Here is a 12151-nt window from a genome sequence, read left to right as displayed (position 1 = left end):
CTTCCAAAGGTTTTCTACCCAGAGTTTGCTGTGACCGGGCGATTAGGCCATGAGGGGGAGATGGCGTCATGAGCTGCGCAATCGCGACTCGTACCCGATAGGAGGAGTCACTTTTGGCCGGTCCCGGCAGGGGGAACCGGACGGTGCCGGGCGCGTGAACCGAGGGGTCGCGTCAGGCGTCCCAAGAGCGACGGCGCAGAGACGGAGGCCCACGATGCACGGCATCGAGCCCACCCGCAGGCCGATCGGGCCCGCCGGACCCGGCGGGCGAAGTCTCGGCGTGGCGGTCGTCGACCCGGTCCCGATCTTCCGCGACGGCCTCGCCGCGCTCGTCCACCGCAGCCAGGGGCTGCACTGGGCGGGCCAGGCGGCCAGTCACCACGCCGCGCTGCAGCTGTGCGAGCAGGTCAAGCCGGACGTCGTCGTGCTCGACTCGGCGCTCGACCCGAACTGCCACCTGACGAAGCTGCTCAACGCCGGCGACCCGGCGCTGATCCTGGTCACGCTCATCCGCGACACGAATCGCACGCAGCAGTACCTCGCGGCCGCGATCGCCGCGGGCGCGCACGCGATCGTGCCGCGGTCGATCGACTCACGACGGCTCGCCGAAGCGATCCGGCGGGCCCACACCGAACGCCGGTACATCGACCCGGCGCTGGCCGCGCTCACCGCCCGGCCGAAGCGGTCGACCGTGCCGAAGGGCGACCTCGCCCACGACAGCCCGCCGTCGCCGCGCGGCGGCATGCCGCTGTCCAGGCGCGAGTACCAGGTGCTCCAGCTCGTCGCGGAGGGTCTCGAGAACTCGGCGATCGCGAAGCTGCTGTTCCTGTCCGTCGAGACGGTCCGGACCCACGTCAAGAGCATCCTGCGCAAGCTGTCCGCGCGGGACCGGACGCACGCCGTGACGATCGCCTTCCGGGGCGGGATACTGGTTGCCCGCGCGGAGGACGGCCACATGCCGGTGACTGCCGACACAACAGCCCTTCCGGGCCAGCGCTGACCCCTGAAGGTGCCCGGATTTCCGTACTCGGAAGTGCGGATCTGCTTGCTCCAGTTACCCGCAGGTAATATCCTGAAGTTACCGGCGAGTAAGGCGACGTGTGCCCGGCCGGGGAGCCGAACACATTGGAGTGACGACATGGGCCACTACAAGAGCAACGTCCGAGACCTGGAGTTCAACCTCTTCGAGGTCCTGGGCGTGCAGGAGCGCCTGGGCAAGGGGGTGCTCGCCGAGTCCGACGAAGAGACCGCCCGCGGTGTGCTGTCCGAGCTGAACAAGCTCGCGACCGGCCCGCTCGCCGCGTCCTTCGCCGACGCCGACCGCAACCCGCCCGTGTACGACCCGAAGACCTTCAGCGTCAAGATCCCCGAGTCGTTCAAGAAGAGCTACCAGCAGCTCCTCGACGGCGAGTGGTGGCGGCTCGGCCTCACGAACGACCTCGGCGGCTTCGGGCTGCCCCCGACCGTGCAGTGGGCCGCGTCCGAGCTCATCCTCGGCGCCAACGCCCCGCTGTTCATGTACCTCGCGGGCCCGAACTTCGCGATGATCGTGAACAAGAACGGCACCGAAGAGCAGAAGCACTGGGCCCAGCTCATGATCGACCGGGCCTGGGGCGCCACGATGGTGCTGACCGAGCCGGACGCCGGCTCCGACGTCGGCGCGGGCCGCACCAAGGCCGTCAAGCAGGAGGACGGCTCCTGGCACATCGACGGCGTGAAGCGGTTCATCACCTCGGCCGAGCACGACATGAGCGAAAACATCATGCACCTCGTGCTGGCGCGCCCCGAGGGTCCCGGCATCGAGACCAAGCCGGGCACCAAGGGCCTGTCGCTGTTCCTCGTACCGAAGTTCCACTTCGACTCGAAGACCGGTGAGCTGGGCGAGCGCAACGGCGCCTACGTCACGAATGTCGAGCACAAGATGGGCATCAAGGCCTCGACCACCTGCGAGCTGACCTTCGGCCAGCACGGCACCCCGGCCAAGGGCTGGCTGCTCGGCGAGGTCCACGACGGCATCGCGCAGATGTTCCAGGTCATCGAGTACGCCCGGATGATGGTCGGCACCAAGGCCATCGCGACGCTGTCGACGGGTTACCTCAACGCGCTCGAGTACGCCAAGGAGCGCGTCCAGGGCGCCGACCTGCCGAACATGCTGAACAAGGCCGCCCCGCGCGTCACCATCACGCACCACCCCGACGTCCGCCGCTCGCTGATGCTCCAGAAGGCGTACTCCGAGGGCCTCCGCGCGGTGTACCTGTACACGGCGTCGTTCCAGGACCAGCTGTGGACCGGCGAGGGCGACCAGAAGGTCGCGCACGGCGTCAACGACCTGCTGCTGCCGATCGTCAAGGGCGTCGGCTCCGAGCGCGCCACCGAGCAGCTCGTGCAGTCGCTGCAGACGCTGGGCGGGTCCGGCTTCCTGCAGGACTACCCGATCGAGCAGTACATCCGCGACGCCAAGATCGACTCGCTGTACGAAGGCACCACGGCGATCCAGTCGCTGGACTTCTTCTTCCGCAAGATCGTCCGCGACAAGGGCCAGTCGCTGGCCTTCGTCGCCGGCGAGATCACGAAGTTCATCGAGTCCGAGGCGGGCAACGGCCGGCTCAAGAACGAGCGCGGGCTGCTCAAGCAGGCCCTCGAGGACACCCAGGGCATGCTGGGCTCGCTGATCGGCTACCTGACCACGTCGCAGGAGGACCCGCAGAACATCAACAAGGTCGGCCAGCACACGGTCCGCCTGCTGATGTCGGTCGGCGACCTGCTCATCGGCTGGCAGCTGCTCAAGCACGCCGAGGTCGCCATCGCGAAGCTCGACGCGGGCGCGTCCGCCAAGGACGTCCCGTTCTACGAGGGCAAGATCGCCGTGGCCTCGTTCTTCTCGAAGCAGGTGCTGCCGGAGCTGACCTCCCGCCGCGCGATCGTGGAAGCCGCCGACAACGCGCTGATGGAGCTCGACGAAGCCGCTTTCTGATGGTCACGAAAAGGGCTCTCCCCGCGTCGGGAGGGCCCTTTTCGCGTTTCAGGGCCGTCCGCCCGGGGCACTCCGCTCACCGAGTCCGACGGACCCGAGTGGCCGGGTTCGCGGATCCTTGAGAGGAGAAAGTGATGACTGTTGCCGGCATCGTCAGCGCACTCATCGTCGGGCTGATCATCGGTGTCCTGGGCCGGCTGGTCGCTCCCGGCAAGCAGGGCATTCCGATCTGGCTGACCATCGTGATCGGCATCATCGCCGCCTTCATCGGCACGGCCATCGCCCGCGGGCTCGGGTACGCCGACACCAACGGCATCGACTGGCTGGAGATCCTCACCCAGGTCGTCCTCGCGGCGATCGGCGTCAGCGTGGCAGCGGGGCTCTACGGCCGCCGTGGCGTGACGAGGTAGCCCCTTCCCAGGCCGATCCGGCCCGGTTCGCCGTCAAGGCGAGCCGGGCCGGATCTTTTTTCGCGCTCACTCCATCGGGGGTCTGCGCGAGCGACGCGCCGCGATCGGTGTCACGGTGGCGCTTATTGCGCTATCCGAGGAGGCAGCTGTGCTCGGCGGACTTTGGGGCATCATCTCGACGATCATCGTGGGCCTGGTCCTGGGCGTGCTCGGGAGGCTGTTCGCACCGGGCGACCAGAAGATCCCGATCTGGCTGACCATCGTCGTCGGCATCGTGGCCGCGTTCATCGGCAACTGGCTCGCCGGGGTGTTCGGCGTCAAGGACACCTCCGGCATCGACTGGATCCGGCACATCTTCCAGATCGTCGCCGCCGTCGTCGGGGTCATCGCGGCTTCGGCGATCTACGCCAAGGTCAAGGGCGGCAGCCGCACTACCGCCTGACGGCCAGACCTGCGCCGGCGAGCAGCAGCACGGCGGCGCAGGTCATCGTCGTGGTGAGGGCGTGCGCGGACGACGTCGTGGCGAGCGTCAGGAACAGGCTGCCGAACGTCGCCACGCCGACGACCTGGCCCAGCTGCAGCGTGGTGGTCAGCAGACCGCTGACGTCCGCCGCGCGGTCGAGCGGGACGTGCGTCAGCGCGTTCACCATCAGGGAGCCGAACGCGGGTCCCATCGACACGCCGAAGAGCAGCAGCGCGACGAAGAACAGCGCGCCGCCGTCGCTGCCCAGGGCGAGCAAGGCGTAGGCGACCGCGGAACCGACGTAACCGCACGGGGTCAGCCAAGCGTGCACCCGCCGCGGCAGCCGGTTCCAGAAGAACCCGCAGAGCCCGAACACGATGCCGCCGGGTGCCATCGCCAGGCCGGCCGCCATCGCCGTCTTCCCGAGGCCCGACTGCAGGTGCAGCGACACGCAGAAGAGGAACCCGCCGTAGGACGCGACGCCGGCCCCGAGCGTGGCCAATCCCGGCGCGACGCCACGGATCTTGAGCACGGCGAGGTCGACGAGCGGGTCGCGCACGCGGCGTTCCACGAAGACGAAGAGCACGGCCAGCAGCGCGCCGACGGCGATCGAGCCGAACGTCCAGGCGGGCCAGCCGGTTTCGTGCCCGAGCACCAGCGGCAGCACGACGAGCACCACCGCCGGCACGGCGATCGCGAGCCCGCCGAAGTCGAGCCGACGGCCCGCCTTCGCGGCACCGCCGGGCACCAGCTTGAGCGCGAGCACGGCCACGAGCACGCCGATCGGCACGTTCACCAGGAAGATCGGCCGCCAGCCCGCCCCGAACAGATCGGCGCCGACGAGCACCCCGCCGACGACCTGGCCCGCGACGAACGCGACCGAGATGACCGCGGTGTACGCGCTGAGCGCCTTGGCCCGCGCCGCGCCGGTGAACCGCGCCTGGATGACGCTGATGACCTGCGGCATCATCAAGGCCGCCCCGGCGCCCTGGGCGATCCGCGCGACGATCAGCGTCGCCGGGCCCGGCGCGAGGCCGCAGAGCGCGGAGCAGACGGTGAAGGCGATCGTGCCGGTGACGAAGAGCCGGCGCCGCCCGAACAGCTCGCCGAGCCGGGCGCCGGTGATCAGCAGCATCGCGTAGCCCACGGTGTAGCCGGAAACGACCAGCTGAAGCGCGGCGCCGGACGCGTGCAGGTCGGTGCGGATGCCGGTCATCGCGACGTTCACGACGGTGACGTCGAGCAGCGCCATGAACTGGCCGAGCAGCAGGACGGCCAGCATGAACCACGGCCGCCGGTCCGGCCGGGCTTCCCGGTCCGTGGCCGGGGCAGGGGTGGTCAGTGTCATGCGTCTGACATTGGGACTTTTCGTTTGTGAGTGGAGAGAGCCTGGGGATGCTGGTACTCCCAGCACCTCCTTCGTCCGCTGAACCGTCTAAAACTGTCGTACCCCTCGGGCACCATGTCCGCATGACCCCGACACCGGTCCACACCAGCCGCCGAGAGGAACTCGGCCAGTTCCTCAAGGCGTGCCGCGCGCGGATCGGCCCGGCGGAAGTCGGGCTCGCGCCCGGCCCACGTCGTCGGCTCAGCGGGTTGCGCCGCGAAGAGGTGGCGCTGCTCGCCGGTGTCGGCGTCACCTGGTACACGTGGCTGGAGCAGGGGCGGCCGATCAACGCGAGCTCGCAGGTGCTCGATGCGGTAGCGCGCACGCTGCGGATGGAACCCCCGGAACGGGAGCACCTGTACCGGTTGGCGGAGCTGACGCCGTCCCGGCTGCCGTCGACGGTGGAAACGGTGCCGGACACGGTCCGCGAGGTGCTTCGCGCGCTCGACCCGCTGCCCGCCACGCTGGTCAACGGCCGGTTCGACATCCTGGAGTCGAACGCGGCCCAGGAGGAGCTGTTCTGGGAGTGGCACAGCTTGCCGTGCCTCCACAAGAACCTGCTGTGGTGCTGCGTGACCGAACCGAACGCGCGGCGGTTCTTCGTGAACTACGACGAGGAGGTCCCCTACATGGTCGCGCGGATGCGCGCCGAGTACGGCAGGCACGTCGGCGATCCGTCGTGGGAAGAGGACATCCGCCGGCTGTGCGCGCTGAGCCCGGAGTTCGCCGAACTGTGGGCCCGGCACGAGGTCGCCGAACCGCAGGCCCGGCTGCGGCAGCTGAACCACCCGCAGGCCGGCCGGATGAACCTCAGGCTGATCGAACTGGCGGTGTCCGAGGCGCCGGGACTGCGGATCCAGGTGTCCACTCCGGACGACGCGCGCAGCTGGGCGTTGCTGCCCCGGACCCGGCGGCCGTCATGACGTCCCTCGAGTTGAGCGGCCAGGGGCTGACTTCGTTTCCCCCGCTGCCACCGGGGGTGACCCGGCTCGACCTGTACAAGAACTCGCTCACGTCGGTGCCCGCGTTGTTGTGGGAGCACACCGAATTGGAAGTGCTCAACCTCGCGACGAACCGGCTTTCCTCGCTGCCACCGGGTATTTCGGCGCTGAAGTCGGTGCACACGCTCGACTTGGCGCACAACGAGTTCGATTCGCTGCCGGACGAGCTGGGCGAACTGGCCGGGCTCACCGAATACTTGTACATCAGCGACAACCGGCTGTCTTCGTTCCCAAGTGCGTGGTGCCGATTGGGCCGGTTGCGGTATCTGGGTTGCACGGACAACCGGCTCACCGCGTTGCCTTCGGACCTGTCCGGGTTCTCTTCGCTGCGCGAACTCCGGTTGTACCGCAACGCGTTGACCGCGCTGCCGGAGTCGATCGGCACGCTCGGCGCCCTGCGGGAGCTGCACCTGCGGGGCAACCGGTTGACTTCGCTGCCGGAGTCGATCGGCTCGCTGGGCGAGCTGCGTCAGCTCGACCTGCGGAAGAACCTCTTGGTGACCCTGCCGGATTCAGTGGCTCAACTGTCCAAACTGGACAAGCTGGATCTGCGGTGGAACAAGTACTTCCGGGAGCCGGCATGGTTACACGACTTCGAGGAGGCGGGATGCATGGTCCTTCGCTGACAACTCAACAGAGGATGGTCGGGCGCGGACCGTAGGTCGCGGTGTGCGTTGTCCGGCGGACTTCGGCGCCGGACGACACGTCGTAGAGCACGCGGGTGTCCGTGACGCTGAAGCCGGGCGTGCCGATCGTGGGCTGACACGGTTCGGCGCCGCCGAACTGGACCGGTGGCGGGTCGCCGGGCGTCTGGGCGCCGGCCTGGCTCTCGACGCGGTAGTGGCGGGTGCCCCAGATCCGGACCGTCACGGAGTCGCCGGAAACCGTGGCCTGGATGGCGATCCCGGTCGGCGAGTCGTTGGTCAGCTTGAGCTCGACGGCGCTGCCGTCGGCGTTGACGGCCTTGGCGTCGCGGCCGGCGGGGTAGCGGTCGAGGTAGTGGTCGTGCTCGAGGTGGCCGCCGTCGGCCAGGCCGGCGAGGTAGCCCGCGTTGTACAAAGTGGACGCGAGCTGCGAGACGCCACCGCCGACCACGGTCGAGCCGGTGCCGTCTTCGTCGGCCGGGGCGGGCACGTAGCCGCTGTCGGCAGTGCGCGGGCCGGAGCGGGCGCCGAGGCTGAACGTCTCGCCGGGCTTGACGATCGTGCCGGACACCCGGGCGGCGAGCGTCCGGTTGTTCGTCGCGGCCGGCCCGGCCAGGCCGCCGGTGGTGAACTCGCCGACGACTTCCTTGATGCCGAGCGCGCCGGCGGCGTCGGTGGTCACGCCGGGCTTCGACGCGCTGTAGACGACGGGCAGGTCCCGGCCGTCGGTCTTCTTGAGCACGTCGATGAGTGGCAGGAAGGTCTTCTCCCAGTTGACCTTCCGGGCGTCCTCGGAGGGCTCGACGGCGGGTTGGTCGCCGGTGAAAACGATCTGGGCGTCCTGGCCGTCGGTCTCGGTGCTCGCGAGCCCGTCCTTCAGGGCGGCCTGCAGCTTGCCCTGGTCGATGCGGACCTCGAGGGCCCCACCCTCGACGGCGGCGAACTGGAACGACGACGCGATCGTGGCCGGCGTGAGCGGGACGTCCTTGCCCTGCCCGTGCACGACGACCGGTTTCGCGACGGCGGGCACGACGATCTGCTGGTAGGCGGCCTGCACGCCGGCCGCGGTCGCCTTGACGGGCGTGATCGCCAGGCCGAGCTTGACGCCACCGGGGTCGAGCCAGTGGTCGGTGACGGCGTGCACGGCGCCGGCGAGGTCGGTCAGCTGCTGGCCTTGGCGCGGCAGGATCGGGTACGGCGTGACACCGCCATCGCCGACCGCCGTGAACCCGACCGCACCTTCGGTGGCCGGGTGGTTCAGCCTGCCCTCGGCCAGTTCGCGCACGGCCTGGCTGATCTGGTTCGGATCGGTCCGCGTCGCGACGCCGACCTCACGGCTGGTGAAGAAGGACATGACCCGCGTGATCGGGCTCAGCGGCTGGTGCCCGGCGAGGCCGAGGGTGTTCGGCCAGTCGAGCCCGAGCCCCGACTGCGAAGGCACGAGCTCGGCCTGGACATCGCCCCCGTGGATGACGACGGGCCGGGTGAGCCGCGGCTCGAGTTCCTTGCGCAGCTTGGCTTCCGCCTCGGCATGGGTCAGCCCGCCGACATCGATGCCCGCGACGGTCACCCCACGCGGAACGTCGCCGGCGCTGGCGATGAGGTCGATGGCGTAGAGGATGACGAAGAGCCCGAGCGCGATCCCGATGGACATCATGGTCCGGGCGAGGCCGGTCCGAAGCTTCCGCGCGGGAGTCTCGGGGGCGGGCGGCGGGGTGGGGGTTTCGAGGAGTTCACCGAGCAGGTCATCGGCGAAGAGATCGCTGGTGACGGCGGCCTCATCGACGGCGGGTGCCCGCTGAGCGGCGGCAGGAGGTTCCTCGGCGGCTAGGGGCTTGGTGACGGGCGGCTCCGCAGCGGGTGCGGTCGCCGCGGGTAAATCCGCGAGCGCGGCTTCGGGTTCTGCGCGCGATTCGGTGGGTTCGACCGCGGCAGGTGGCTCCGCGAGCACAGGCCCAGTCGCACCTTCGCCCGCGGAGGAGGGTTCCACCGCAGCGGGCACGGGCTCGGCGCGTTCGGCAGCGGGCTCGGCTACGGCAGGGGATTCGTTGGGCGCAGCTCCCGCAGGCGGCTCCACACGGGGCTCGGCTGCCGCAGGCGGCTCGGCGGGCAGGACCTCGGAGGTCGGCTCCGTAGCGGGCTCGGCCACGCCAAGCGATGCCTCGGCAGCTCCAGCGGCTGGCTCCGCGGGCGCAGGCCCGGTTGCGCCTGCGGCTGTGGCAGAGGGTTCCACCGCAGCTGGCGCAGGCTCGGCTCGCTTGGCAGCAGGCACGGCTACGGCCGGGGATCCGGCGGGCTCGGCCGCGGCGGGCGACTCCACGGTCGCCGGCTCGAGCTCCCGCACCTCGGCAGGCTCGCGCGCCTCGTCGTGTGCCACGCCCCCGCCCTACAGGTAGAGCCCCGTCCCGTGCTCCGTGCGCTCGGTCGCCACCGCGTGGATGTCGCGTTCGCGCATCACCAGGTGCCCCTCGCCCTGGATCTCGACCTCGAGCTGGTCCTCCGGGTTGAAGAGCACGCGGTCGCCCGTCTTGACGTTCCGCACGCTGTTCCCGGCGCCCAGCACGTCACCCCACGCGAGCCGGCGCGCGACCTGCGCCGTCGCGGGGATCACGATGCCTCCGCTGCTTCGGCGCTCGCCCTCTTCCGGGGACAGCCGCACGAGGACGCGGTCGTGCAGCATCTGGATCTCGAGTTTCGCCCCGTCAGCCACGGTTCGCATGCTACTCGGCGGGCACACCCGCCATGACCAGGCTCAGCTCCCGCGCCCCGTCCGCCTGGATCCGCACCGGGACGCCCCAGTCCTGCCGGGTGATCCGGCACGCCGGGTGCTCACCACCGTCGTCGCAGCTCGCCGCCTGCGCGACCACCTGCAGGACGCCCTCGGTGACACCGTCGGCCAAAAGGATCTTGCGTGAAAGATCCGTGCCGGTGCCGATACCGTCGGCCAGCAGCGAGGGCGGCGACGCGCTGATCTCCAGCCGCGTCGACGGGCCGAAGCGGTCGTCCAGCTTCTCGCCCGGCGGTGCGGTGAAGACGACCGAAAAGTCGATCTCGCCCGGTGCGAGCACTGTCGGCGGCCTGCGTACAGCGTGCGCATCGCCCGACACCTGCGTCGGCTCGCCCACGGGCAGCGGGCCGATCCGGTTGCCCGCCGACTCGACGACCAGCAGCTCACCATCGTGCAGCAGCAGCCCCTGGGGCTCCGAAAGCCCGGTGGCGATCGTGGTCACTTGGCGCGTGAAGACGTCGAAGCGGCGTACGGCGCCGTTGTAGGTGTCGGCGATCGCGATCTTGTCGCCGGGCAGCACGGCGAGGCCGAGCGGGTGCTGCAGCAGCGCCTCGTCGGCCGGGCCGTCGGTGTGGCCGAAGGAGAAGAGGTCGACCCCGATCGCCGTGTGCACGGTGAACGACTCGCCGGCGGGCTCGATCCAGCGCAGCGCCGACGTCTCCGCGTCGGCGAGCCACAGCTTGTCGCCGTCCGCGGCGAGGCCGGACGTCTGCGCGAAGAACGCTTCGCCGACGTCGCCGTCTCGGAGGCCTTCGACGGTCGTGCCCGCGAAGCGGCGGATGGTGCCGGAAACCGGGTCGAACACGCTCAGCGTGTGGTTGCCGGCCATCGCGACGACGACCCCGCCTGCCGGGCCGTACCAGGCGACGTCCCACGGGCTCGTGAGGTCGACCTCGACGCCCTTGCCGGAGTCCGGTCCGCTGCGCCACTGCGCGCCGGTGCCGGCGACCGTGGTCACCTCGCCGGTGATCAGGTCGAGGCCGCGCAGCCGGTGACCGGCGGTGTCGGCGACGACGGCATGGTAGCCGGCGCGCTCGGCGACGTCGTAGGGCAGCAGCGCGATACCGGACGGCTCGGCGAACGTCGCGATGTCGAACGGCCCGTCCTGGCCACCGCGCTCTCCGCTGCCGAAGCGCCGGATGACCGTCTCGCCGTCCGAGGCGAACTCGACGACGGAGTGGTGCCCGGTGTCCGCGACGAGGACACGTCCCTCGGCCGTCGCGACGGCCTTGCTCGGGAAGCGCAGCTCGCTGACCTGCTCTTCGACCGCGACGTACGGGCTGCCGCCGCGGCGAAGCGTCCCCTTCGCTTCGTGCTTCGTCACGAGGTCCGCGATGACGCGGCGAAGCGCCTCTCCGTGCCCTTCACCGGCGGCGACGTGCACGACGTACCCCTCGGGGTCGACGACCGCCAGCGTCGGCCACGCGCGGACCGCGTACTGCGACCACAGCTCCATCTTCGGGTCGTTGACCACGGGGTGGTGCACCTCGTAGCGCCGGACCGCGGCTTCGATCGACGCGCGCTCGCCCTCGTGCAGGAACTTCGGCGAGTGGACGCCGATCGTGACGAGCACGTCCGCGAACTCGGCTTCGAGCGGGCGCAGCTCGTCGAGCACGTGGAGGCAGTTGATGCAGCCGCTGGTCCAGAAGTCCAGCAGGACGACGCGCCCGCGCAGCTCGGCGAGGGTCAGCGCGCGGCCGCCGGTGTTCAGCCAGACGTCGCCGCGCAGCTCGGGGGCGCGCACGCGGGCCTGCGGTCGGGGTGATGTCACGGCAAGAGTGAACTACAGGTGTTCACGCTCTGTTCCGGAGTTCAGCCGATGAGAGAACAAACTCACCCCACGGGGTGCCCTGCCTGAACGGCGGAAAAGGGCGCGCGGCGGGGTGAGCCGCCGCTTAGGCTCACCTCATGACCCCCGTCCAGCCGGCCGGCGCCCTCACCTTCGAGGAGGCGCGGCACCTGCAAGAGAACCTCCGGGAGCCCGTGCGTCCCGGGCTGACCGGACCCGAGCTCGACGACGTCGAGCGCCGCTTCGGTTTCCACTTCGCCGCGGACCACCGCACGTTCCTGTCCGCCGGCGTCCCGATCGGCGACCGCTGGCCCGACTGGCGCTGCGGCAACTCGGAGCAACTTCGCAAACGGCTGGCCTGGCCGGTCGACGGCGTGCTGTACGACGTCGAGCACAACGGCTTCTGGCTCCCGGACTGGGGCACGCGCCCGGTCGGCCCGGAGGACGCGGTCCGCGAAGCCCGCCGTCGCCTGGCCGACGTGCCGCAGCTGGTGCCGGTGTGCGGGCACCGCTACCTGCCGGGCGTGCCGGGATCCGCGGGCTACCCGGTGCTGTCGGTGTACCAGACGGACATCATCGTGTACGGCTCCGACCTGCGGGATTACCTGAACCGCGAGTTCGCGACGGGCGGCATCAGCACGGCCCCGCCGGACGGTCCGAGGTACATACCGTTCTGGTCCCGCTTCATCGACTAG

11 protein-coding genes are annotated in these 12151 nt (G+C 70.2%); 7 read left to right on the top strand and 4 right to left on the bottom strand.

All coding sequences use genetic code 11. The annotated features are described in order from the left end of the window. Window positions 1–214: 214 nt before the first annotated feature. From AB0M59_RS25180 to AB0M59_RS25165, 4 genes are all read left to right on the top strand, one after another. On the top strand, window positions 215–1000 hold the full coding sequence (locus AB0M59_RS25180) for a response regulator transcription factor (protein ID WP_364619097.1): 786 nt from the start codon (window positions 215–217) through the stop codon (window positions 998–1000). 138 nt (window positions 1001–1138) lie between these two features. Then, entirely contained in the window at window positions 1139–2974 is a 1836-nt protein-coding gene (locus tag AB0M59_RS25175) for an acyl-CoA dehydrogenase (protein WP_364619094.1), read from the top strand. Between the two features lie 134 nt (window positions 2975–3108). Continuing rightward, window positions 3109–3384 (top strand): GlsB/YeaQ/YmgE family stress response membrane protein, encoded by a 276-nt coding sequence (locus AB0M59_RS25170; protein WP_364619091.1) that lies wholly within the window; start codon window positions 3109–3111, stop codon window positions 3382–3384. A gap of 148 nt (window positions 3385–3532) precedes the next feature. Continuing rightward, window positions 3533–3826 carry a GlsB/YeaQ/YmgE family stress response membrane protein gene (locus AB0M59_RS25165; protein ID WP_364619088.1) on the top strand — a complete coding sequence of 98 codons (294 nt, stop codon included), beginning with the start codon at window positions 3533–3535 and terminating at the stop codon, window positions 3824–3826. Here the strand turns inward: AB0M59_RS25165 and AB0M59_RS25160 are convergent. Next, entirely contained in the window at window positions 3816–5195 is a 1380-nt protein-coding gene (locus AB0M59_RS25160; protein ID WP_364619085.1) for an MFS transporter, read from the bottom strand. The two genes, AB0M59_RS25165 and AB0M59_RS25160, sit on opposite strands and share 11 nt — an antisense overlap. A gap of 122 nt (window positions 5196–5317) precedes the next feature. Between AB0M59_RS25160 and AB0M59_RS25155 the strand changes: the two genes are divergently transcribed. Beyond that, window positions 5318–6157 carry a helix-turn-helix transcriptional regulator gene (locus AB0M59_RS25155; RefSeq protein WP_364619082.1) on the top strand — a complete coding sequence of 280 codons (840 nt, stop codon included), beginning with the start codon at window positions 5318–5320 and terminating at the stop codon, window positions 6155–6157. Beyond that, the gene (locus AB0M59_RS25150) at window positions 6154–6861 is read left to right on the top strand and encodes a leucine-rich repeat domain-containing protein (protein WP_364619079.1); all 708 of its coding nucleotides are present in this window, start codon (window positions 6154–6156) and stop codon (window positions 6859–6861) included. Before AB0M59_RS25155 ends, AB0M59_RS25150 begins: the two co-directional genes overlap by 4 nt. 4 nt (window positions 6862–6865) lie before the next feature. Here AB0M59_RS25150 and AB0M59_RS25145 read toward each other — a convergent pair whose 3' ends face one another. The 3 genes from AB0M59_RS25145 to AB0M59_RS25135 all read right to left on the bottom strand — a co-directional run bounded on the left by AB0M59_RS25145 (window position 6866) and on the right by AB0M59_RS25135 (window position 11411). Then, window positions 6866–8956 carry a VanW family protein gene (locus tag AB0M59_RS25145; protein ID WP_364619358.1) on the bottom strand — a complete coding sequence of 697 codons (2091 nt, stop codon included), beginning with the start codon at window positions 8954–8956 and terminating at the stop codon, window positions 6866–6868. A 309-nt stretch (window positions 8957–9265) separates the two neighbouring features. Further along, window positions 9266–9598, bottom strand: a complete 333-nt coding sequence (locus AB0M59_RS25140) for a co-chaperone GroES (protein ID WP_364619077.1) — start codon at window positions 9596–9598, stop codon at window positions 9266–9268. A 1-nt stretch (window position 9599) separates the two neighbouring features. Beyond that, window positions 9600–11411 carry an NHL domain-containing thioredoxin family protein gene (locus AB0M59_RS25135; protein ID WP_364619355.1) on the bottom strand — a complete coding sequence of 604 codons (1812 nt, stop codon included), beginning with the start codon at window positions 11409–11411 and terminating at the stop codon, window positions 9600–9602. Window positions 11412–11575: 164 nt separating this feature from the next. Here AB0M59_RS25135 and AB0M59_RS25130 point away from each other — a divergent pair, with 164 nt between their 5' ends. Next, a complete protein-coding gene (locus AB0M59_RS25130; RefSeq protein WP_364619074.1) occupies window positions 11576–12151 on the top strand; it encodes a hypothetical protein in 576 nt (191 codons plus the stop codon).

It is taken from the genome of Amycolatopsis sp. NPDC051371, assembly GCF_040682155.1.
In the GTDB taxonomy this organism is placed as follows: Bacteria; Actinomycetota; Actinomycetes; order Mycobacteriales; family Pseudonocardiaceae; genus Amycolatopsis.
The sequence above is the reverse complement of the archived record's forward strand: the minus strand, read 5'-3'. Positions and strand labels throughout refer to the sequence as shown.

Coding starts and splice junctions, on each gene's coding strand:
- AB0M59_RS25180 (WP_364619097.1), top strand. CDS start 215: ATGCACGGCATCGAGCCCACCCGCAGGCCGATCGGGCCCGCCGGACCC.
- AB0M59_RS25175 (WP_364619094.1), top strand. CDS start 1,139: ATGGGCCACTACAAGAGCAACGTCCGAGACCTGGAGTTCAACCTCTTC.
- AB0M59_RS25170 (WP_364619091.1), top strand. CDS start 3,109: ATGACTGTTGCCGGCATCGTCAGCGCACTCATCGTCGGGCTGATCATC.
- AB0M59_RS25160 (WP_364619085.1), bottom strand. CDS start 5,195: ATGACACTGACCACCCCTGCCCCGGCCACGGACCGGGAAGCCCGGCCG.
- AB0M59_RS25155 (WP_364619082.1), top strand. CDS start 5,318: ATGACCCCGACACCGGTCCACACCAGCCGCCGAGAGGAACTCGGCCAG.
- AB0M59_RS25150 (WP_364619079.1), top strand. CDS start 6,154: ATGACGTCCCTCGAGTTGAGCGGCCAGGGGCTGACTTCGTTTCCCCCG.
- AB0M59_RS25140 (WP_364619077.1), bottom strand. CDS start 9,598: ATGCGAACCGTGGCTGACGGGGCGAAACTCGAGATCCAGATGCTGCAC.
- AB0M59_RS25130 (WP_364619074.1), top strand. CDS start 11,576: ATGACCCCCGTCCAGCCGGCCGGCGCCCTCACCTTCGAGGAGGCGCGG.